The following is a 21,635-nucleotide window of genomic DNA, read 5'->3' on the forward strand; positions in this document are numbered from 1 at the left end:
CACTGTGCGGCTAAGGCCGGCTCAACCATTGGAACAGTGCGCTCAAGTCGGCGGGTGCAGAGGGTGACGACAACGGCGGGGCTGGCTCGACAGGGACGTTGGGGCGGCTGAAGGTTAGAAGTTGCTGCGGTGTCCAGTTCTGCTGGAAGTACTGCGCCAGTGGCAGGCAGTGGCCGGGGTGTACCAGGCAGAGCCGTTGTGGGGTTTTTCGGTATTCGGTGGCCAACTGCTGAAGCTGTTCGTGGTCCAGGCCAAGAAATCCCTCGTGATCGGTTTTGCCTTCGAATAGAAAATGCTGCGACTCCAGGCGTGCCAGGTTCTTCAGGCTGGGTGCGTCCATGCGTACGATATACCAGACGCGATGAGCCAAGGGTTGTCCGAGCATGCCGGGCTCTTCCGTCAGACGCAGGTCGAGGCTGGACGACGGAGGTTGCCCATAGGGCGGCCGATTTTCGTGGCACAAAGCGGTGTCCTGGATTGGCGCATCCTCACGCCGCCCATAGGTGTGATTGGGCATTTTGGACAGGCTTTGCAGGCCCGAGACCTGGATGCTCTCAGGTTGCAGCTCAATACGGGTTCCTGCGGTGTTCAGCGTCAATGTACGGCTGGCATTCGCGCGCAGTGTCTGACCCGCGCTCAAATGAATATGCTCGGGCACAGAGTCCAGCGTCAGATCATCAATTCTAATGTGCGGCAGCAGCACCTTTGTCGTAAGGGCTTGGGTCGTGGGGGCTTCGGTCGAAGAGCCGCAGATCAAGGGCCGGTCAGGGTCATTGTCGACATAACGCACCACCACCTGAGCGCCCCCCGTTAGCGCGTGCAGCACCCCAGTGCCCGTGGCCAGCGGTAGCCAGCAATGGCTGTCGGTATTTTTGTCAGGTTGCCAGTCAAACCGGACCTGAACCCGGCCCTGCTCATCGCGCTGAACCGGCTGATCGTCCACACCCATCAGCGTGGCCGTCTGGTCACCCGGCATTTGCGGCTTGGCGTGTTTGGGCTGTGGGCGGAAGGGCATGGCCCAAGGGATGGCGCGGAAATGGTTGCGATAGCCGTGACTGAACGGCGCGATATCGGTACCCGGCACGCACCCTGGAGGATGATTCGGGGCATGCCACCCTTTTCCGCTGGGGGGTGGATCGTGATCGAATATCGCGGCGATATCGAGCGGATCAAAGCCGTCCAGCAGTTGGGGTTGTTTGCCCGCATGGTGGATTTCAGTCAGTAGCCACTGATCGTTGAACAGGTTGTTGGGGTGCGCAAGCACCTGCAGAATCTGGCCGCTGACCAGTGAGGCTTGGTTGCTGTGGCCGTAAACCTGCCGTCTCTGGCAACGCAAACGCTCCAGCGTGCGCTCGCTCAGTTGCCGGCGTCTGTCCTCTTCAGGGCTCGATTGTTCGACACGGCCGAAGGCTTTGCAGGATTGATTGGCGGCGGGGTCACTTGCTGGCGCGAGGCTTGTACTTTCCTGGGCTGTCACGGCGGCCTGGTCAATGGGGGATTTGCCGTGGCTGCTGTAGCTGGGCTGGATAGAAAAGCGTTCGGCCATATGGCTGATTGTCGCCGGGGGTATGGCCTGGCCATCGTCGGTATGGACGCAGATCGGCGTTGGCTGCTCGGGAAAGCCGCCCGGATCGTCGCCAAAAATGAGTACATGGTGGGTGCGGCGGTGTTCAAAACGGTAATGAATGCCTTCTTCTTCGCACACGCGCTGGAGTAGATGCAGATCGCTTTCATCGTATTGAACGCAGGTCGACCGTGGCGGGTACAGACCCACCATCGGTTCAAAACGGTAGCTGTCATCGTGGATACCATGTTCTTCCAGGAGTTGAGCAATGATCTGTGGCACGCTCACTGCCTGAAAAATTCGTCGATGACTGCGCTGTTGTAGTGTGTGCATCCTGGGTACCAGGCTCACGCGATAATGGCTCACGCTGGCCCCCGCATAGCGTTGGCTGGCGTCAGCGATCAATCCATGAATGCCGTTTTCCATGCCGTTGTCCTGTGCGTCGAAGGACAGAAAGGCGCTGCGCGATATCAGCGCGTTGAAGTCCATACTCGGGTGCGGGCTGATCAGGTCGATGTCGAAACGATAGGGCTTGTTCAAGGCTTCGTGGCCCTTGAAGCTGATGACCTGCAGCGCTAATTCGTTGTTGGCGATCGTCAGGGTGATCAGCGTTCCGTTGTCTTGGCTCATCTGCGCATCCTCGGTCCTAAAACATCAAGGATGCACAGGGTACGGAATGCCAGCGGCGAAAGTCATCGTTAAGCCACTTTTCGGAAAAGGACTACAACTCTGGTACGGGTCGTACAGGCGAAATCAGGTATTTTCCTGACTGGGATCAGTCTCGTTCGATCAATGGCTCGACAGAGGGGTTTCATCTGGCGTTATCGCGTATAAAATGTCTTTCATTTTCAGCGTTATGCCGCCTCAGCTGTCAGCGTACTTACTGACAGAAAAGGGGCAGTGAACAGTCACGGATCAAGAGAACAAGCATGGGCGCACAGTGGAAGGTCAAGCATAAAGAAGCAGCATCCAACGCTAAAGGGCGGATTTTTGGCAAGCTGTCCAAGGAAATCATGATCGCGGCGCGTAATGGCGCTGATCCCGACATGAACCCGCGTCTGCGACTCATGATCGAGCAGGCGAAAAAAGCCTCGATGCCTCGCGAAACCCTTGAGCGCGCCATCAAAAAAGGCGCTGGCCTTCTGGGCGAAGGCGTGACGTTCGAGCGTCTGACGTATGAGGGCTTTGCGCCGCACCGTGTTCCGGTGATCATCGAGTGCCTGACCGACAACATCAATCGCACCGTTTCGGAAATCCGCGTGTTGTTCCGCAAGGGTCAACTGGGGGCCGCCGGTTCGGTTGCCTGGGATTTCAACCATCAGGGCCTGATCGAGGCGCTTCCTGCCACGCCGGACGCGGATGCCGAACTGGCCGCCATCGAAGCGGGCGCTCAGGATTTTGAACCCGGCGAAGACGGCGCAACGCTGTTCCTCACCGAATTGACCGATCTGGATGCCGTTTGCAAGGCGCTGCCTGAGTTCGGCTTTGTCGTGCAGTCCGCACACCTGGGTTATCGCCCCAAGAGCACCGTGGATGGCCTGAGCGACGAGCAAATGGCTGAAGTCGAAGCGTTCCTGGAAGCGATCGATGGCCATGATGACGTGCAGAATGTGTATGTAGGGTTGGCGGGCTAAGCCTGATCTACGCCTTCGCGAACAAGTTCGCTCCCGCCGGGTTTCGCGCAGACCCTGTGGGAGCAGGCTTGTCTGCGAAGACAATGGATCAGCCGCAGATATTTCCGTAGACCGTACCGACCTCTTCGCAGGCAAGCCTGCTCCCACAGTTTTTTTGCCCGACACAGATCCCCGGTGGGAGCGAATTCATTCGCGAAGGGCTTGATGCAGTTTGTCAGACACCCTGCAACGCGTCATGAACCTGCTTGAACGAAGGCCGGGCCATGACGTCAGCCTGGATACAACGCGCTTGCAGTTCAAGCCATGGCTCAGTAACCGCCGAATCGCAACGCTCCAGCAACTCCCCCAGCAGAATCCCGAAAGCCCTGACTTCAATGCGCTCCAGCGCCAGTGCCTGAGCGGTGTCGGCTGCCGGATGGAAAGACGCTGCGCCAAAGTCACCCAGCAGGCAATCGCCGTCCTCGTCCCACAAGATATTGTGCCCGTACAGGTCGCCATGGCTGATGCCGCACGCATGCAGATGCTCGGCGACCGAGGCGATGCCGCAGGCCAGGCGCAGGGCGACGTCCAGCGAAAACCGAGTGCCTGAGGCATAGATGTCGCGGGTGCAGGAGTCCAGGCTGGGCGGGCCTGAAAGGTTGCTGAAACTGGGGGCGATCAATTGCATCACGAGCCCAACCTGTGCCTCTGGGTGTTCCGCAATTTGCCCCTGGACTTCGATCAACTGCGGGTGAGCCCCGGCAGCGATGCAGGCAGACATTTCATTGAGCGGGGAGCCGTCACTGGTGATGCTGCCCTTGTAGAGTTTGATCGCCACGGGCGTGGATTGGTTTTCCTCGCGTTGCCACAGGGCTTGTTGAATTACCCCGGAAGCGCCTTCGCCCAATTGCTGCTGCACTTGCAGTTGCTGCCACGGGATCTGGCGGATGGGCGTTTCAGCGTGGCTTACGGTCAGCGGGTTTCCTGCATAGGCCAACCAGGCCAGTGCAGGCAGCTTCAACAGCCAGTCGGGTAACTCAGTCAGGCGATTGGCGGCAATACGCACCAGCTCAAGTTGCTCGCAGCCAGCCAGACTCTCTGGTAGCTGCTGCAAGCGATTGCCCGCCAGCATCAATTTTTGCAAGGCAGAACAGCCGCCGAGCGTGTCGGGGAGGGCGTCGATGCAGTTGTCAGTCAGGATCAGCCAGCGCAGCAAGGGCGGCAGCGCCTGGGCTGGAACGTGACGAATCTGGTTGGCCTTGAACCCGACGATTTGCAATTGCGCGCACTGACCAATGCTGGCGGGCAGTTCGGTGAACTGGTTTTCCGAGCAGAACAACACGCGCAGGTTTCTCAGGCGGTACAGATCATCCGGCAGGCTGCTCAACGCATTGCCGGTCAGATTGAGCACTTCCAGCGAGTCCGCGAGGTCAAAAATGTGTGGAGGAAACTCAGTCAGCCCACAGGACAGATCGAGGCGCTTGATGCCCGCAAGCTTGCCGGCACCGAGAAGTTCAAGGGTGTGCATTTGATTGTCGGTCGCCATCATCAAACCTGCCGCGCCAGGCAGATGTCGATCAGTTGGTGCATCCGCTCCAGGCTCGGCGGTGCATCGGCGTAGAGGATGCGATACACCATCGGCGCCACAATGGCGTCCATCAACTCATCGGCCGCTGGCGCGGTTTCGCCCCGCACCCGCGCACGATCAATGATGATCTGCAATTGATCACGAACGATGGCCGAGCATTTGCCAGAGCAGGTTGCTGCGCTACTGGCCACAACGTCACGCATCAATTCCCGGCCTGGGGCTGAACTCATTTCGTCCAGGTACTGCTCGGTCCACGCTTGCAGGTCTTCGCGCAGGTTGCCGCAATTGACTGGAATGTCCGGGCGCAAACGCTCCACCGCCGCATCGGCCAGCAGGGTGGTCAGGTCACCCCAGCGTCGATAAATGGTAGAGGGGGTGACGCCGGCCCGCGTAGCGATCAGCGGGACACTGAGTGCCGAACGGTCGTGTTCGAGCAGCAGGTCACGGATAGCCGCGTGGATCGATTCTTGAACACGGGCGCTGCGGCCACCCGTGCGAATACCTTCTTTAATAGCCATGCGGCAGACCTTAACACAAAGAATTTGCTTTAAGCGGAATCGCGTTGCACACTCACAAAAGCTAAATGATTGCTTTAGCGGTTTGCTTTATCGGAGAGTGTACGCATGTCTCATCCTTTGCAGAACCCGGACCCGATCGTTCGCAGTCGCGGAGAACAGGGGTTTCTTGCCATCACGGTGCTGTGCTTTTTTGCAGCGTCCAGCACGCCAACCCCTCTTTATCACCTGTATCAGCAAAGCTGGGGCTTCTCGTCGGCGATGCTGACCCTGATTTTTGCAGTGTATGCCCTCAGTTTGCTGGTGGCCTTGCTGGTGGTCGGTTCATTGTCTGACTACTTGGGCAGACGCCCGGTCATTTTTGCCGCGCTGGTGCTTGAGATTGTATCGATGGCATTGTTTATCACCGCCACCGATGTGACCTGGCTAATCATCGCACGGGTGCTGCAAGGTTTCGCCACGGGCATGGCCACCAGCGCACTGGGCGCCGCCTTGCTCGACTGTGATCAGACTCAGGGACCGTTGATCAACAGTGTCGCGCCGATGCTGGGCATGGCCGCTGGTGCATTGGGTACCAGTGTTCTGGTGACGTTCGCGCCCCTGCCGCTGTTGATGGCGTTTATCGTGCTATTGATCGCCTTTGTGTTGCAGGCGCTGTACCTGTGGCGTCTGCCAGAAACGGTCAGCCCGCAACCGGGTGTTTGGGCGTCGCTGAAGCTTTCGTTGCACGTACCGCCCCAAGCGAGACGTATGCTGTGGCTGGTGCTGCCCGTGGATATAGCGGCCTGGGCGCTGAGCGGATTCTATCTGTCGTTGAGCCCATCATTATTAACGGCAGCAACCGGCTCGACGTCGGTTCTCAATGGTGGGCTGGCCGTGGCTGCATTGACCCTCAGTGGCGCGGTGGCGATCCTGAACCTGCGCAAACGTGCGCCCAGTCTGGCGTTGTTCGTGGGTGCCAGTTTTATGGGCGTGGGCGTTGCGGTGATTCTGGCGGCCGTCAACAGTGGTTGGTTATGGCTGTTTTTCGTCGGTACGGTGGTTGCCGGGTGCGGGTTCGGCGCCGGGTTCCTAGGGGCCATGCGCTTATTGCTGCCCCTGGCTCACGCCCATGAACGCGCCGGGCTGATGTCGACGTTTTATGCGCTCAGTTACCTGGCATTTTGCGTGCCTGCATTGGTTGCCGGGCTGTCGGCGCACAGCTTCGGGCTGATCGCGACCACCAACGTCTATGGCCTGGTGGTCATCGCCCTGGCATCGCTGGCGTTGTTGGGTTTGCTGATCCAGCGTTCGACCAGTGCCCGTGCCATGTCACAGGGCTAAAATAGTCGACAAAAGTCGTAGCTGTTTTTCCCTGCGCATCTGCTACGTTCATGGGTGTACGCCTTTCTCGTTAAGCCCTCAATAAGAACAAGCACAGGGACATCGATGAGCCAGCAACAGAAGAACTATCAGCAGCAGTACGACCATTCCATCGCCGACCCCGAGGCCTTCTGGGCGCTACAGGCGCGCAATGTGGCCTGGTATCAGGCGCCTCGACAGACCCTGCAAACCCTGGACGACGGCACCCATCGCTGGTTCGCCGATGGTCAGCTCAATAGCAGCTACCTGGCGCTGGATTATCAGATCGAGCAGGGCCGTGGCGAGCAGACGGCGCTGATCTATGATTCGCCGGTCAGCCACAGCAAGGTTCGTTACAGCTATAACGAACTGCGTGACGAAGTGGCGCGGTTGGCCGGCCTGCTACGCCAATTGGGCGTGGAGAAGGGCGATGGTGTGATCATCTATATGCCGATGGTCCCTCAGGCGGCCATGGCGATGCTAGCCTGTGCCCGACTCGGCGCAATTCATTCCGTGGTGTTCGGTGGTTTCGCGGCCCATGAACTGGCGCTGCGCATCGACGATTCCAACCCCAAACTGCTGCTGACCGCATCCTGCGGGTTGGAGTTCGAGCGGGTGATTGAATACAAACCCTTGGTGGATAAGGCCCTGGAACTGGCCCGCCATCAGCCGAGCCATGTGCTGGTGTTGCAACGTCCGCAGGTTCAAGCACGGCTGCAAGCCGGACGCGACCTGGACTGGAACGCCGCCTTGGTCGGCGTGCAGCCGGCTGATCCGGTGCCCGTCGCCAGCACCGATCCGCTGTACATCATGTACACCTCAGGCACCACCGGCCGACCCAAGGGCATCGTTCGTGAAAACGGCGGCAACGCCGTCGCGCTGATGTTCACCATGACCCATATCTACGGGATGCAGCCGGGCGATATCTGGTGGGGTATCTCTGATGTTGGCTGGGTGGTGGGCCACACCCTGATTGTCTACGGGCCGTTGATGTGCGGCTGCACCACCGTGTTGTATGAGGGCAAGCCGATCCGCACGCCCGATGCAGGCGCGTATTGGCGCGTGATCGAAGAATACAAGGTCAATGCCTTGTTCTGTGCCCCCACCGCCATGCGCGCGATTCGCAAGGAAGACCCTGACGGTGAGTTGATCAAGAACCGTGACCTGAGTTCGCTGCGACAGCTGTTTTTGGCCGGGGAAAAACTCGACTCCAGCACTCACCAATGGCTGGAGCAGTTGACCGGCAAGCCGGTGCTCGATCATTGGTGGCAGACCGAAACCGGCTGGCCAGTGACGGCACCGTGCATGGGCCTCGAAGGTCACAGCCCGGCCCCCGGGTCGAGCAACCGTGCGGTGCCGGGTTACAACGTCCAGGTCATGGACGAGGAGGGCCGATTGCTCGGTCCGGGTCAGCAAGGCTCTATTGTCATCGCCTTGCCCCTGCCGCCGGGGTGTGCCCAGACGCTATGGAATGACCACCCGCGTTACCTGGAAGCTTATCTGCAGACCTATCCCGGCTATTACCACACCGGTGATGGTGGCTATGTGGATGAAAACGGTTTTGTGTACATCATGGGCCGCACGGATGATGTGATTAACGTCGCTGGCCATAGGCTGTCCACCGGAGAGATGGAAGACCTGGTCGGGCAACATCCCGCCGTGGCCGAGTGTGCGGTGATCGGTGTGCATGACGAGATCAAGGGGCAGGTGCCGCTTGGCATGATCGTGCTCAAGGACGGCGTCAGCGAAAGTGCCGAGCAATTGCGCGGCGAAATGGTGGCGCTGGTGCGCGAGAGGATCGGCGCGCTGGCGTGTTTGCAGCGAGTGGTCGTGGTCAAGCGCCTGCCCAAAACCCGCTCCGGTAAAATACTGCGCGGCGTTTTGCGCAAAATCGCCGACGGCGAGGATTTCACGCCGCCGTCGACCATTGATGATCCGGCGATTCTTGGGGAGATTGCCGCGGCATTGGCCAGTAAATAGGTCTCTGTGGGAGCAACCGGGACGTGTAGTCTTGTTCGCGAATACGGTCTATCAGGCGCCCGCCATACGGATCCTCGCTTAGGCTCTGATTTCCCTCGCTCCGGCGTTGCTCCGGGGGTCGCCGCAAGGGGCCGTCCCTGGCCCCGTGCGGCTAACTCGGCGTCCTGCCTCGTTACCCCCTGCGCAACGCCTGCGCTCGGCCTTCTGGAAAAGGGGCCTTACCGTAATTCGACAGTCAATTCACTTAAAAATCAAAGGCAAATCAAGACCCCGGTGGGAGCGAATTTATTCGCGAAGGCGTCTTATCTGACACACCACCACCGATCACGACACATAAATCGCAACCCAGTTTGCTGCGCGACAGCGCGGCGTCGAAGACGGGGTGGGCCCTCCTACAGAATCTCAGTCAACTCAGGATTTGTGTCGGACACACAGCCTGCAAGGAGTCAGGCAACCCTAGATCGGCTGCCGGATCGCCTGTCTGGCAATCTGCGCCGCAGGGTCGTCGGCCTGGCTGACCATGGCGTAGTTGTAACCGCCACCGGACCAATAGTCTGCCTGTAATTCACCATCCCGGCGGCTGCCGCGTGGCAGCAGGTGGTTTTGCGGTCCTGGCGGACGGATGTAGAAGCTGACCTTGCGCCCGTTCGAATCTTCATACACCACCATCGCGGCGGCACCTTGTTCGGTGCTGGTCAAGCGTCCGCTGACCGGTTTGAAACCCGCCGCCTCCAGGTTGGGTAAGCGGTTGGCCTGGGCGAAGTTGTTGTCCAGCCAGCCTTGGGCATTGTTGGGTTTATTCGCGTTCCAGTCCGACGCCATGTCGTCTTTCACCGCGAACATCCGGTACGCCTGCACGGCATCGGCCATGGGCGGCATGGCGGTGCTCAAGGTCATTTCCCGTGCTTGCCAGCCGCTCAGGCCACCCAGGCTCACCGCCACCAGCAACATCGCCGCCGTGGCGTAACGCCGATAAGACGTGCGGCGCATGCGCTGACGGATGAACGCCGGGTCCAGTTCGGGGTTGGGCGCCATGTGCAGCCCACCGCTCAAGGCCGCGCGCAGGTGCTGGGCATCGAGTTGCCAGGCGGCCACCTGCTCGGCTTGCTCCGGGTGTGCGGCAAGCCAGATTTCCAGGGTCAGGCGGTCGGCCTCACTGAGCTGATGGTCGACGTAAGCGTGCAAGTCGCGTTCGCTGGGGGGCAGAGTGATCATTTCAATATCCGCAGAGAAGGGAGCGTGATTTCGCCGTCGCTGAGCTGGCGCAGGGCCTGGCGAGCGCGGGACAAACGGGACATGACGGTGCCAATAGGGACATCGAGGATCTCGGCGATTTCTTTATAACTCAAGCCCTCGACCGAAACCCACAGCAATAGGGCGCGCTGCTCGGTGTTCAGCAGGCCAAAGGCTTCAAGGGTCGATCGAGCCACCACGGTGCGTTCGACAGACGGCTCATAATGATCGTCCCTGGCACCAGTGAACAGTTCCAGCATGCGTCCATAGCATCGTGAGCGGCGGTGGGCATCGAGAAACTGCCGGTACAGGATCGAGAATAACCAGGCGCGCAGATCTCCTTCCGGGCGTTTGTCGGCCCAGCGTGACAGGGCTTTTTCCAGGCTCGATTGCACCAGATCGTCAGCGCTGCTTGGGTCTCGGGTCAGCCAAACCGCGAAGCGCCGCATTCGCGGCAATAACTCGCGTAGTTGATCGTCGATTTCGTTCATGGGCCTGCGGGTTCCAAGTCAGCAACTATGATCAGTTCAGATCGTGTGATCAGAGAGACGCCTGTCCAAGAAGGTTATTCCCACCCTGAAAAAATAAAACCTGTCTGATGGAATAAAGCGCCAGCGCCTGCGTCCCACAGTTCCTTCACCCTGAGGCCGACGGCCCTGGAGTTTTTCATGGTTGATCGTTTACCGCCGAAAAAGCCACCCTTGAGTGCCGCGAGCACGACCTTTCGCCTGGCCGGCATTGCCGTGTTGGTGCTCGCGGTCGCAGGCCTGTTCGCTTACGTGGGCGGTTACCTGGACCCCCAACGCCTGACCCCCAAGGTTCTCGTCGACACCCTTGAACACAACAACGGGTTGCATCCGGGTTTTCGCCGCAACCACTCCAAAGGTGTCTGCGTTGCAGGCTACTTCGAAAGCAACGGCGCCGCCGCCGAGTTTTCCAGTGCGCAAGTGCTCAGCGCGACGCGTACGCCGGTGGTCGGCCGCTTCGCCTTGCCTACGGGGAATCCGTATTCGCCTGACAGCGCTGTCCCTATCCGCAGCATGGCCCTGCGCTTCAAACTGGCCAATGGTCAGCAATGGCGCACCGGAATGAACAGCATGCCGGTGTTTCCTGTCGGTACGCCCGATGCTTTTTACGGCATGCTCAAGGCCACCGCTCCGGACCCTGCGACCGGCAAACCGGACCCGAGCAAGCCGCCAGCGTTCTTTGCTTCGCACCCGGAGTCCGCGCCATTTCTGGCCTGGGTCAAGACCGCCAAGCCTTCGGCCAGCTACACCACCGAAACCTACAACAGCATCAACGCGTTTTATCTGGTGAATGCCGAAGGCAAACGTCAGGCGGTGCGCTGGAGCATGGTCCCGGTGAGCAAGGACGAAGCAGGGGTGCAGACCACCGAGGGTAAAGACTTTCTTGAGCAGGACCTGGGTCGCCACCTTGCGGCCGGGCCTTTGCGCTGGGACCTGATTTTCACCCTGGCCAATGCCGAGGACCCAACCAACGACGCCAGCAAGCCATGGCTCAACGATCACCGTACGGTCAATGCAGGCACGTTGGTGCTGGAAAGCACCCAGCCACAACTAAACGGCGACTGCCGTGACATCAATTACGATCCGCTGGTCCTGCCGAGCGGTATCGAAGGCTCCGACGACCCTCTGTTAGCGGCCCGTTCTGCGGCCTATGCCGATTCTTACTTACGCCGGACCAGTGAAGTGGACCAGTTGCCCAAGGCCGCTTCAACACAGGAGTCAAAACAATGAACGCCCAACCGCCCCATTTCGCCCCTTTGGCGCGCTTGCTGCACTGGTTAATGGCGCTGATGATCCTGTCGATGTTGTTCATCGGCGCAGGGATGGTCGCATCGGTGTCGCAACGTCATGAATGGTTAGTGAACATTCATAAGCCGTTGGGCATCGCCATTCTATTGCTGGTGATAGTGCGGTTGGTGGTGCGGTTCTCTACCCGCACGCCACCGTTGCCTGCGGATTTGCCAAGTTGGCAGACGCTGGCGGCAAAACTGTCGCATTATTTGTTGTACGCGTTGATGTTGCTGATGCCCTTGATTGGCTGGGCCATGATTTCGGCGGCAGGTGACCCGGTGATGCTGGGCAGCTCACTGCAACTGCCTTCGATCCTATCGGCCAATGCCTCCACCTTTGCTCTTTTGCGTAAAACCCACGCCTATCTGGCTTACCTGTTTTTCCTGACCATCCTGCTGCACCTGGCGGCTGCGTTGTTTCATGGGTGGATACGCCGGGACGAGGTGCTAGGCAGTATGGTGCGTGGTAAGGACTGATCTCTGAGCGTGCAGGCGCTATAACCCTCTTCCGACTCAGCGCAGCGTCGAGACCATTTCCGACACGGTGGTCAGCACATCCTTGGCCAGTTGTTTCGAGCGTTTGCCTGACCAGCCTGTGATGAGGTCGGGCGCGTCATCGTTGTCCTTGAACGGCATTTCCAGGGTCAGCGACAGGCATTGATAACGCTCGCCGACGCTGTTGCACGCCAGGTTCATGTTGGCTTGGCCGGGGCTGCTACGCGGGTAGCCGTAGCGGGTCTGGAAATCCCGGGTGATTTCGCTCAAGCGGCGGCGGAAGTGTTCTTCCAGTTGCTGCTGTTGCGGGGTGTAGCCGGGGTTGCCTTCACACGCTGCGGCAAAGACGTAGGGGATTTCTTCATCGCCGTGGATATCGAGGAACAGATCGACGCCGTATTTCTCCATCTGCTGCTGGACGAAGAACACTTCGGGGCTTAGTTCCCGACTGGAATCCTGCCAGGCGCGATTCAGGTCTTTGCCCTTTGCGTTGGTACGCAGATGACCGTGGAATGAACCGTCAGGGTTCATGTGCGGCACCAGGTACAGATCGGCGGCAGTCAGCAGTTGAGCCATGACCGGGTCGTCTGTTTCCTGCAAACGTTCGATCAGGCCTTCCATGAACCATTCGGCCATGTGTTCGCCAGGGTGTTGCTGGGCGATGATCCAGACCTTGCGCTTGCCAGCAGCGCCATCGCCTTTGCGTAACAGTTGGATGTCGCGACCTTCGATGCTTTTGCCGATGGCGATCAGTTCGGTGCCGGCTTTGTTGATGGCCTGCTCGATCAGCCAGTCATGACGCGCGCGGCTGTAGGGTTCGAAGTAGGCGAAATACACCTGCGACTCGGTCGGTACAAGGCTGAAATTCAGGGCTGTGCCGTCGAATGTTGTCGGTACACGAAACCAGTGTTCATGATCGTAAGAGGCCACTGCCTGATAACCGCTCCAGGCGCGGTTGTAGCTGGACTGGCTGGCGTTGGTCAGGCTGAAGGCGTGCTTTTGGCTTACGTCCAGGTGTTCGACCTTGAAATGAAACCACTGTAGATGGGGGCTATTCGTGTCAGGGCGGATCGCCAGTTTTACGTGAGAAGGATTGCTGGCGTCGAGCACTTGAATATTGCCGCTGTCGAAATCCGCGCTGATTTGGAGAGGGGTCTGAGTCACGGTTATTTCCTGTACGGTTGTTCCAATTCGTGCAGGTACTGTACACGCATCAGAAAAAAATCAAAAAAAAAGACCCGGCAAAGTGCCGGGTCAAAAACCGTGATTAGCCTGATGAGGAGATAATCCGGAAGCCGACCTAAGGCTTCTGGGTTATCGGGGCTGATCTTGCGATCAACTGCGCGAATAATAACAATTATCATTCGTATGTAAAAATTTATTTTGCTTCTTCCAATTCCACCAACACGGCGCCTTCGCTGACCATCTCGCCTTCGACGCAATACAGGGTCTTGACCACCCCGGCATGGGGCGCGCGGATGCTGTGCTCCATCTTCATGGCCTCCAGTACAACTAACTGCGCACCGGCATCGACGGTTTGACCCACCTCGACCAGCACCCGCACGATGCTGCCGTTCATGGGCGCTGTCAGACCACCCTGATGCGTGTGGCTGGCTTCAACCTCGGCAATCGGATCGAGGCGTTTGATCGTGTGCAGCTCGCCTTGCCAATGCAGATACAGGGTGTCGCCACGGCGGATCGCCAGATGCTGACGGCGCACGCCATCGTGTTCAATCAGCAGTTGCTCACCCCGTAGCTCAGTCAGCGAGGCGCTGCTGTTGCGCAGCTGGATCACCTGTTTCTGGCCATTGCAGCTCAAATGCAGATCGATTTCTGTCGGCAGTCCAGCACGCAGGCCGTTATTACGGGCCCAGGGTGAGTGCAGGTCGTCCTGGCGAAGCGTGCTTGGCTGGCTTTGGCTGAAGGCCTCGCCAGCGGCCTGCCAGAACTCGGCCGACAACGCCCCGGCGGGTGGCAGCAACTGTTCCTGATAGCGCGGAATAAACCCGGTATCGAGCTCCGCCGCGGCGAACGCAGGATGCGCGACGATGCTGCGCAGGAACGCCAGGTTGGTTTTCAGCCCGCCGATGACGAACTCATCGAGCATGGCCAGCAAACGTAGACGTGCCTGCTCGCGGTTTTCACCCCAGGCGATCAGCTTGCCGAGCATCGGGTCGTAGAAGGGCGACACGCTGTCGCCTTCAGCCACGCCACTGTCCACGCGTCGACCGGGGCCCGCAGCGGGTTCGCGGTAGATGTCCAGCGTGCCGGTGGCCGGCAAGAAGTCGTTGGCAGGGTCTTCGGCGTACAGCCGCACTTCGATGGCATGCCCGATCAGCGGCACCTGCGCTTGAGTGATCGGCAGCGCCTCACCCTGGGCCACACGAATTTGCCAGGCCACCAGGTCCAGCCCGGTGATGGCTTCAGTGACCGGGTGTTCGACTTGCAGGCGAGTGTTCATCTCCATAAAGAAGAATTCGCCGCGAGAGTCCAGCAAAAACTCCACCGTGCCGGCGCCGACATAACCAATGGCTTGAGCGGCACGCACCGCCGATTCACCCATGGCACGGCGCAGTTCGGGGCTCAGACCCGGAGCAGGGGCTTCTTCGACGACTTTTTGATGGCGGCGCTGAATCGAGCAGTCGCGCTCATTAAGGTACAGGCAGTTGCCGTGCTGATCGGCAAATACCTGGATTTCAACGTGACGCGGCTTGAGCAGGTATTTCTCCACCAGCATCCGCGAATCACCGAACGATGACAGTGCTTCACGCTGGGCCGAGGCCAGGGCTTCGGCCATTTCACTGACCTGTTCCACCACCTTCATGCCTTTGCCGCCGCCGCCCGCCGTGGCTTTGAGTAACACCGGGTAACCGATGCGTTCAGCGGCAGCGCTGAAGGTGGCAACGTCTTGTGCTTCGCCGTGATAACCCGGCACCAGAGGCACGCCAGCGTCTTCCATCAGGGCCTTGGCGGCGGATTTGCTGCCCATGGCGTCGATGGCGGAAGCGGGGGGGCCGAGGAAGATCAATCCAGCGTTTTCGATGGCGCGGGCAAACCCTGCGTTTTCAGACAAAAAGCCATAACCGGGATGGATCGCCTGGGCGCCGCTGGCCTTGGCCGCAGCGATCAATTTGTCGATCAGCAAGTAGCTGTCGGCTGCCTTGCTGCCACCCAGATCAACGCGGATATCGGCCTCGCGGCTGTGACGGGCATCGCGATCAGTGGCGCTGTGCACAGCAACGGTGGTCAGCCCAAGCGCCTTGGCGGTGCGCATGATGCGGCACGCAATTTCGCCCCGGTTGGCGACCAGAATGCGGGTCAGCAGGGGGGTAGGGGTCTGCGAGGCGCTCATGGGCGCGGCTCCTTTTTATTGGATTGAGCGGCGACAGCCTGTTCGGACTGCCAGCCCGGTGCGCGTTTCTCCAGAAACGCGCGCAAACCTTCCTGGCCTTCAGGGCTGACGCGGATACGAGCAATGGCGTTTTCACAATAACGACGCAGGGCAGGGGTCAACTCACCGTTGCCTACTTCACGCAGCAGGTCTTTACTCGCACGCATTGCTTGCGGGCTGTTGAGCAGCAAGTTGTCGATCCACTGATCGATCTGCTGCTCGAACTCTGCGGCGGGGTAGCACTCGGCAATCAGACCGATTTCCCGTGCGCGCATACCACTGAAACGCTCGGCAGTCAGGGCGTAACGACGTGCCGCACGCTCACCGATGGCTTGCACGACGAAGGGGCTGATCACCGCCGGGGCCAGGCCGATGCGCACTTCCGACAGGCAGAACTGCGCATCTTCGGTACCAATGGCCATGTCACAGCAACTGATCAGACCCAATGCGCCGCCGTAGGCCGCGCCTTGCACGACCGCCAGGGTCGGGATCTTCAATTTGGCCAGGTTGTACATCAGCTCGGCCAGCTCGCGGGCATCGTCGAGGTTGGTGTTGTAATCCAGGTTCGCCGATTGCTGCATCCAGGCCAAGTCGGCCCCGGCGCTAAAGTGCTTGCCACGGCCACGGATCACCATGAAGCGCAGGCGGGTGTCGGCTTGCACATCATCCAGGGCGATGATCAGCTCACGAATCATCTGGGCGTTGAAAGCGTTGTTCTTGTCTGCGCGGTTCAGCCAGAGCGTGGCGAAACCTCGAGGATCGGTGTGCAATTCAACCGTGTGGAAATCAGTCATGTTCACTCCGTTGGCGAGGCCCGGTTACATCCGGAACACACCGAATGTGCTTGGTTCGATAGGCGCGTTCAGCGATGCGGATAAGGCCAGGGCCAGAATGTCACGGGTTTGTGCAGGGTCGATTACACCGTCGTCCCACAAGCGGGCGCTGGAGTAATAAGGATGACCCTGATGCTCATACTGATCGAGAATCGGTTGCTTGATCTCGGCCTCCTGCTCAGCGCTGAACGTGTGGCCGCTGCGTTCGGCTTGCTCACGTTTGACCTGCACCAGCACACCTGCGGCTTGTTCGCCGCCCATCACACCGATCCGGGCGTTGGGCCACATCCAGAGAAAACGCGGGTCGTAGGCGCGGCCACACATGCCGTAGTTACCGGCGCCAAAACTGCCGCCGATGATGACCGTGAGTTTCGGCACCTTGGCGCAGGCCACGGCGGTGACCAGCTTGGCACCGTGTTTGGCGATGCCGCCAGCTTCGTACTTCTGGCCGACCATGAAGCCGGTGATGTTCTGCAGAAACAACAACGGGATGCCGCGTTGGCAGGCCAGTTCGATGAAATGCGCGCCTTTCTGCGCAGATTCAGCGAAAAGGATGCCGTTGTTGGCCAGGATCGCGATGGGATAGCCGTGCAGATGGGCAAAGCCGCAGACCAGCGTGGTGCCGAACAAGGCCTTGAATTCATCGAACACTGAGCCGTCCACCAGGCGCGCAATCACTTCGCGCACGTCGAATGGTTGCTTCGCGTCAGCCGGGATCACCCCGTACAACTCGTCGGCGCCATACAACGGGGCGATGGGGGCCAGGGCGTTGAGTTGACCCTGTTTGCGCCAGTTGAGGTTAGCGATGCTGCGTCGGGCCAAGGCCAGAGCGTGTTCGTCGCTTTCGGCGTAATGATCGGCGACCCCGGAGATTTTGCAGTGCACATCGGCACCGCCCAAGTCCTCGGCGCTGACCACTTCACCGGTCGCAGCCTTCACCAGCGGTGGGCCGGCGAGGAAAATCGTCGCCTGTTGGCGAACCATGATCGCTTCATCGGCCATGGCTGGCACATAGGCGCCGCCCGCTGTGCACGAGCCCATGACCACGGCAATTTGCGGGATGCCCACGGCGCTCATGTTTGCCTGATTGAAGAAAATCCGCCCGAAGTGTTCGCGGTCGGGGAACACTTCATCCTGACGCGGCAGGTTGGCGCCACCGGAGTCGACCAGATAGATGCATGGCAAGCGATTTTGCTGAGCGATGGTTTGCGCACGCAGGTGCTTTTTAACCGTCAGTGGGTAGTAAGATCCGCCCTTCACCGTGGCGTCGTTGGCGACGATCATGCATTCGACGCCTTCGACCCGGCCGATGCCGACGATCAAACCTGCCGCAGGTACGTCTTCGCCATACACCTCATAAGCTGTCAGCTGGCCGATCTCAAGGAACGGTGAGCCAACATCGAGCAAGCGATTGATCCGTTCGCGGGGCAGCAATTTGCCACGCGAGGTATGGCGCTCCTGCGCTTTAGGTCCGCCGCCCTGATGAACCTGGGCGAGCAACTGGCGCAGGCCGTCTACGTGTTTAAGCATCGCCACGCCGTTGGCGGCAAACTCTGGCGAGCGTGTATTAATCTGGGTGTGCAAGATGGTCATGGGGCTACTCCGCAGACCCCTGTAGGAGCGAACTTGTTCGCGAGGCGGCGTACCTGACACACCGCGCCAGCCAAGCCAGCCAAGCTCGCCAACAAGTTGGCTCCTACAGGGGAAGTGCTTATTTCGTTTCGTTGAACAGCTCGCGACCGATCAGCATGCGGCGGATTTCACTGGTGCCGGCGCCGATCTCATACAGCTTGGCGTCACGCAGCAGGCGACCGGCTGGAAACTCATTGATGTAGCCGTTGCCGCCCAGGATCTGGATGGTGTCCAGAGCCATTTTTGTGGCGCATTCTGCGCTGTACAGGATCACCCCTGCAGCGTCTTTACGGGTGGTTTCACCGCGCTCGCAGGCTTGAGCCACGGCATACAGGTAGGCGCGGCTGGCATTGAGTTGGGTGTACATGTCAGCAACTTTGCCTTGAATCAGCTGGAATTCGCCGATGCTTTGGCCGAACTGTTTACGGTCATGAATGTAGGGCACCACCACGTCCATGCAGGCCTGCATGATCCCGGTCGGGCCACCGGAAAGCACCACGCGCTCGTAGTCGAGGCCGCTCATCAGGACTCTGACGCCGCCGTTCAGCGCGCCGAGCAGATTTTCTTCCGGCACTTCGACGTCATCGAAAAACAGCTCGCAGGTGTTGGAGCCACGCATGCCGAGCTTGTCGAATTTGTTGCTGCGGGAAAATCCTTTCCAGTCGCGCTCGACGATGAACGCGCTGATGCCGTGAGCACCTTTTTCCAGGTCGGTCTTGGCATAGATCACATACGTGTTGGCATCCGGGCCGTTGGTGATCCAGGTTTTGCTGCCATTGAGGACGTAATGGTCACCTTGCTTGTCGGCACGCAGCTTCATCGATACCACGTCGGAACCGGCATTGGGTTCGCTCATGGCCAGCGCGCCAACGTGCTCGCCGCTGATCAGCTTAGGCAGGTACTTGGCTTTCTGCTCGGGGTTGCCGTTGCGGTTGATCTGGTTCACGCAGAGATTGGAATGAGCGCCGTAGGAGAGGGCGACTGACGCCGAGCCACGGCTGATTTCTTCCATTGCCACGACGTGAGCCAGGTAGCCCATGCCCGCGCCGCCGTATTCTTCGTCGACCGTGATGCCGAGCAAGCCCATGTCACCGAACTTGCGCCACATGTCAGCCGGGAACAGATTGTCTTTATCGATTTGCGCCGCACGGGGCGAAATTTCTGCCGCGACAAAGGCCTGAACCTGGTCGCGCAGCATGTCGATGGTTTCGCCGAGGGCGAAGTTCAGGCTCGGGTAGCTCATGCTTTTTTACCTTTCCTATTATTGTTGGGTGCAAGCCCTGGGTTGGGGTCTTGAAAATAACGAGTGCTATGGTGAATGCTGTATTCACCTTTACGTTAACGTAAACCTGTCAGGCTTTGCCTGTCAACATCCGTGCGCCAGCATGACCTTTACGTTAACGTCAATTTGCGCCAAAGTAGGCCTGTTCGAAGAGTAAGGCCTTTATGATGGCTGTGTCTGACGAAACGATGATACGGCTGTGATCCCAAAACAAACATAAAAGGGACCGTCCATGATCCAACCTAGCTATTCCCGCGGCCGACAGGACAAGGCGCTGTTGGCGCAGACCATCGGTCAGGCATTCGACGAGACTGTCGCCAAATTCCCCCTTGGTGAGGCGTTGGTCGTGCGCCATCAGCAACTGCGCTATAGCTGGGCGCAATTGGGCGAGGCAGTAGACGTGCATGCGCGGGCACTGATGGCGCTGGGCTTGCAAACAGGCGACCGCCTGGGGATCTGGGCTCCGAACTGCGCGCAGTGGTGTATCACCCAGTTCGCCAGCGCCAAACTGGGTGTGATTCTGGTCAATATCAATCCGGCTTATCGCACCAGTGAGCTGGAGTACGTGCTCAAGCAGTCTGGCTGCCAGTGGTTGATGTGTGCCGGCGCGTTCAAAACTTCGAACTACCACGCCATGCTCACTACGCTGTTACCTGAATTGTGCGACTGCCCGGCAGGACAGCTGCGCAGTGAGTCCCTGCCAGAGTTGCGTGGGGTGATCAGCCTTGATGAGCAGCCGCCAGCGGGTTTTCTTCCATGGACAGCGTTGGCGTCTTTAGCGGTTGAGATCAGCGTCGAGCAACTGAATGAGCAGCAGAGCCGTCTGCAATTCGATCATCCCGTGAATATCCAGTACACCTCCGGCACCACAGGTTTCCCTAAAGGCGCGACTCTCAGTCACTACAATATCCTCAATAATGGCTACATGGTCGGCGAAAGCCTGGGCCTGAGCGCTGCTGACCGTGTCGTGATCCCGGTGCCGCTGTATCACTGCTTTGGTATGGTCATGGGTAACCTGGGTTGCATGACCCATGGCGCAACGATGATCTACCCCAATGACGGTTTCGACCCATTGATCACCCTCAGTGTCGTGGCCGACGAACGTGCCACAGCGCTGTATGGCGTGCCAACCATGTTTATTGCCATGCTCGATCATCCGCAACTCAAGGCATTTGACCTGTCCAGCCTGCGCACCGGAATCATGGCGGGTGCAACCTGCCCGATCGAAGTCATGCGCAAGGTCATCAGTGAGATGCACATGAAGGAGGTGCAGATCGCCTACGGCATGACAGAAACCAGTCCGGTGTCGCTGCAGACCGGGCCTGAGGATGGCATTGAGCTACGGGTAACAACCGTGGGCCGCACCCAGCCACAACTGGAGAGCAAGATCATCGATGAAGCCGGCTGTATTGTCCCGCGTGGCCAGATCGGCGAGTTGTGCACCCGTGGTTACAGCGTGATGCTCGGTTATTGGAACAACCTGCAAGGCACCGCCGAGGCGCTGGATCAAGCGGGCTGGATGCACACGGGTGACCTGGCGTCGATGGACGATAATGGTTACGTCTGCATCGCCGGGCGTAACAAGGATATGATCATTCGCGGCGGCGAGAACGTGTACCCCCGCGAGCTGGAAGAGTTCTTTTTCACCCATCCAGCGGTGGCGGACATACAGGTGATAGGCATCCCTGATACCAAGTACGGCGAAGAGATCGTCGCCTGGATAAAGCTGCACCCAGGCCATGTCGTCAGTGCGCTCGAATTGCAAAGCTGGTGCAAAGACCGGATAGCCCATTACAAAACACCACGCCATTTCAAATTCGTCGACGAATTCCCCATGACCGTAACGGGCAAGGTTCAGAAATTTCGCATGCGGGAAATCAGTATCGAGGAATTGCTGAAGGCGATTGAATAGGGGCTTGATGCGGTTTGGCAAACGCCAGATAGCACGAAGGGGAGCCTGGGCTCCCCTTCAAGGTTTTTATGCATGCTCTTTTTTTATTGTTTTAGGGTGGCCTATTCTTGTTTTTGGCGACCTGTCCCTTTACCGCTGTTTTAATCGATCCCCATTCGGGATCAAGAGCAAACGTATTTTTTTGAGCGCTGACTTGCTTTCATCACGTACTTGATCCAACCAGTTCGGGAGCTACCTGAGGTAGTTTTATTGTTCTCTGCCCGGTCGCGGGGTCGAAACCCCTGAAAAGCTATCCACTCCAAAAAAATCTATTAGCTGCGTCTCTGTCCGTGTTGTTCTTGTTATGTCAGAGCCGGTACGTATTGTTTTTATTGGGTACTGCTTTGTTTTTTTATTTTTGTTGTACGGAACTAATAGCAGAAGCCGTGCCAACTTTATAA

General features: G+C 58.9%; 16 protein-coding genes. 6 read left to right on the forward strand and 10 right to left on the reverse strand.

What is annotated here, in order from left to right; all coding sequences use genetic code 11:
• Positions 1–10: 10 nt before the first annotated feature.
• Positions 11–2,194 carry a type VI secretion system Vgr family protein gene (locus AC1ME2_RS25680; RefSeq protein ID WP_480437955.1) on the reverse strand — a complete coding sequence of 728 codons (2,184 nt, stop codon included), beginning with the start codon at positions 2,192–2,194 and terminating at the stop codon, positions 11–13.
• Between the two features lie 299 nt (positions 2,195–2,493).
• On the opposite strand from AC1ME2_RS25680, the gene AC1ME2_RS25685 reads away from it, so the two are divergent.
• Entirely contained in the window at positions 2,494–3,198 is a 705-nt protein-coding gene (locus AC1ME2_RS25685) for a YebC/PmpR family DNA-binding transcriptional regulator (protein ID WP_480437957.1), read from the forward strand.
• Between the two features lie 214 nt (positions 3,199–3,412).
• On the opposite strand, the gene AC1ME2_RS25690 is transcribed toward AC1ME2_RS25685, so the two are convergent.
• Together AC1ME2_RS25690 and AC1ME2_RS25695 are read right to left on the reverse strand one after the other, a co-directional pair.
• Complete coding sequence (locus tag AC1ME2_RS25690) at positions 3,413–4,705, reverse strand: leucine-rich repeat-containing protein kinase family protein (protein WP_480442332.1); 1,293 nt, start codon at positions 4,703–4,705, stop codon at positions 3,413–3,415.
• A 20-nt stretch (positions 4,706–4,725) separates the two neighbouring features.
• Complete coding sequence (locus AC1ME2_RS25695) at positions 4,726–5,283, reverse strand: TetR/AcrR family transcriptional regulator (protein WP_480437959.1); 558 nt, start codon at positions 5,281–5,283, stop codon at positions 4,726–4,728.
• 105 nt (positions 5,284–5,388) lie between these two features.
• Between AC1ME2_RS25695 and AC1ME2_RS25700 the strand changes: the two genes are divergently transcribed.
• Together AC1ME2_RS25700 and AC1ME2_RS25705 are read left to right on the forward strand one after the other, a co-directional pair.
• Positions 5,389–6,603 carry an MFS transporter gene (locus AC1ME2_RS25700; RefSeq protein ID WP_480437960.1) on the forward strand — a complete coding sequence of 405 codons (1,215 nt, stop codon included), beginning with the start codon at positions 5,389–5,391 and terminating at the stop codon, positions 6,601–6,603.
• A gap of 105 nt (positions 6,604–6,708) precedes the next feature.
• On the forward strand, positions 6,709–8,601 hold the full coding sequence (locus AC1ME2_RS25705; RefSeq protein ID WP_480437961.1) for a propionyl-CoA synthetase: 1,893 nt from the start codon (positions 6,709–6,711) through the stop codon (positions 8,599–8,601).
• Between the two features lie 456 nt (positions 8,602–9,057).
• Here the strand turns inward: AC1ME2_RS25705 and AC1ME2_RS25710 are convergent, their stop codons facing one another.
• Entirely contained in the window at positions 9,058–9,816 is a 759-nt protein-coding gene (locus AC1ME2_RS25710) for an anti-sigma factor family protein (protein ID WP_480437963.1), read from the reverse strand.
• Positions 9,813–10,325: a sigma-70 family RNA polymerase sigma factor gene (locus AC1ME2_RS25715; RefSeq protein ID WP_480437964.1), complete on the reverse strand. Its 513-nt coding sequence runs from the start codon at positions 10,323–10,325 to the stop codon at positions 9,813–9,815. The genes AC1ME2_RS25710 and AC1ME2_RS25715 overlap by 4 nt, the downstream gene beginning before the upstream one ends.
• A 177-nt stretch (positions 10,326–10,502) precedes the next feature.
• Between AC1ME2_RS25715 and AC1ME2_RS25720 the strand changes: the two genes are divergently transcribed.
• Complete coding sequence (locus tag AC1ME2_RS25720) at positions 10,503–11,591, forward strand: catalase family peroxidase (protein WP_480437965.1); 1,089 nt, start codon at positions 10,503–10,505, stop codon at positions 11,589–11,591.
• Positions 11,588–12,127: a cytochrome b gene (locus AC1ME2_RS25725; protein WP_480437967.1), complete on the forward strand. Its 540-nt coding sequence runs from the start codon at positions 11,588–11,590 to the stop codon at positions 12,125–12,127. The genes AC1ME2_RS25720 and AC1ME2_RS25725 overlap by 4 nt, the downstream gene beginning before the upstream one ends.
• Positions 12,128–12,163: 36 nt before the next feature.
• Here AC1ME2_RS25725 and AC1ME2_RS25730 read toward each other — a convergent pair whose 3' ends face one another.
• The 5 genes from AC1ME2_RS25730 to AC1ME2_RS25750 all read right to left on the reverse strand — a co-directional run bounded on the left by AC1ME2_RS25730 (position 12,164) and on the right by AC1ME2_RS25750 (position 19,244).
• A complete protein-coding gene (locus AC1ME2_RS25730) occupies positions 12,164–13,309 on the reverse strand; it encodes a M14 family metallopeptidase (protein WP_480437968.1) in 1,146 nt (381 codons plus the stop codon).
• Between the two features lie 214 nt (positions 13,310–13,523).
• Complete coding sequence (locus AC1ME2_RS25735) at positions 13,524–15,497, reverse strand: acetyl/propionyl/methylcrotonyl-CoA carboxylase subunit alpha (RefSeq protein ID WP_480437969.1); 1,974 nt, start codon at positions 15,495–15,497, stop codon at positions 13,524–13,526.
• Positions 15,494–16,330 carry a gamma-carboxygeranoyl-CoA hydratase gene (locus AC1ME2_RS25740; RefSeq protein ID WP_480437971.1) on the reverse strand — a complete coding sequence of 279 codons (837 nt, stop codon included), beginning with the start codon at positions 16,328–16,330 and terminating at the stop codon, positions 15,494–15,496. The genes AC1ME2_RS25735 and AC1ME2_RS25740 overlap by 4 nt, the downstream gene beginning before the upstream one ends.
• A gap of 24 nt (positions 16,331–16,354) precedes the next feature.
• On the reverse strand, positions 16,355–17,962 hold the full coding sequence (locus tag AC1ME2_RS25745; protein WP_480437972.1) for a carboxyl transferase domain-containing protein: 1,608 nt from the start codon (positions 17,960–17,962) through the stop codon (positions 16,355–16,357).
• Positions 17,963–18,080: 118 nt separating this feature from the next.
• Positions 18,081–19,244 (reverse strand): isovaleryl-CoA dehydrogenase, encoded by a 1,164-nt coding sequence (locus tag AC1ME2_RS25750; RefSeq protein WP_480437973.1) that lies wholly within the window; start codon positions 19,242–19,244, stop codon positions 18,081–18,083.
• A 271-nt stretch (positions 19,245–19,515) separates the two neighbouring features.
• On the opposite strand from AC1ME2_RS25750, the gene AC1ME2_RS25755 reads away from it, so the two are divergent.
• Complete coding sequence (locus AC1ME2_RS25755; RefSeq protein ID WP_480437974.1) at positions 19,516–21,195, forward strand: AMP-binding protein; 1,680 nt, start codon at positions 19,516–19,518, stop codon at positions 21,193–21,195.
• The last annotated feature ends 440 nt before the right edge of the window (positions 21,196–21,635 follow it).

The sequence above is a fragment of the Pseudomonas sp. ASL9 genome (genome assembly GCF_056680335.1).

Excerpts from the sequence above, each read along its gene's own strand:
- AC1ME2_RS25680 (WP_480437955.1), bottom strand. The coding sequence starts at position 2,194 with ATGAGCCAAGACAACGGAACGCTGATCACCCTGACGATCGCCAACAAC.
- AC1ME2_RS25685 (WP_480437957.1), top strand. The coding sequence starts at position 2,494 with ATGGGCGCACAGTGGAAGGTCAAGCATAAAGAAGCAGCATCCAACGCT.
- AC1ME2_RS25690 (WP_480442332.1), bottom strand. The coding sequence starts at position 4,705 with ATGCACACCCTTGAACTTCTCGGTGCCGGCAAGCTTGCGGGCATCAAG.
- AC1ME2_RS25695 (WP_480437959.1), bottom strand. The coding sequence starts at position 5,283 with ATGGCTATTAAAGAAGGTATTCGCACGGGTGGCCGCAGCGCCCGTGTT.
- AC1ME2_RS25700 (WP_480437960.1), top strand. The coding sequence starts at position 5,389 with ATGTCTCATCCTTTGCAGAACCCGGACCCGATCGTTCGCAGTCGCGGA.
- AC1ME2_RS25705 (WP_480437961.1), top strand. The coding sequence starts at position 6,709 with ATGAGCCAGCAACAGAAGAACTATCAGCAGCAGTACGACCATTCCATC.
- AC1ME2_RS25710 (WP_480437963.1), bottom strand. The coding sequence starts at position 9,816 with ATGATCACTCTGCCCCCCAGCGAACGCGACTTGCACGCTTACGTCGAC.
- AC1ME2_RS25715 (WP_480437964.1), bottom strand. The coding sequence starts at position 10,325 with ATGAACGAAATCGACGATCAACTACGCGAGTTATTGCCGCGAATGCGG.
- AC1ME2_RS25720 (WP_480437965.1), top strand. The coding sequence starts at position 10,503 with ATGGTTGATCGTTTACCGCCGAAAAAGCCACCCTTGAGTGCCGCGAGC.
- AC1ME2_RS25725 (WP_480437967.1), top strand. The coding sequence starts at position 11,588 with ATGAACGCCCAACCGCCCCATTTCGCCCCTTTGGCGCGCTTGCTGCAC.
- AC1ME2_RS25735 (WP_480437969.1), bottom strand. The coding sequence starts at position 15,497 with ATGAGCGCCTCGCAGACCCCTACCCCCCTGCTGACCCGCATTCTGGTC.
- AC1ME2_RS25740 (WP_480437971.1), bottom strand. The coding sequence starts at position 16,330 with ATGACTGATTTCCACACGGTTGAATTGCACACCGATCCTCGAGGTTTC.
- AC1ME2_RS25745 (WP_480437972.1), bottom strand. The coding sequence starts at position 17,962 with ATGACCATCTTGCACACCCAGATTAATACACGCTCGCCAGAGTTTGCC.
- AC1ME2_RS25750 (WP_480437973.1), bottom strand. The coding sequence starts at position 19,244 with ATGAGCTACCCGAGCCTGAACTTCGCCCTCGGCGAAACCATCGACATG.
- AC1ME2_RS25755 (WP_480437974.1), top strand. The coding sequence starts at position 19,516 with ATGATCCAACCTAGCTATTCCCGCGGCCGACAGGACAAGGCGCTGTTG.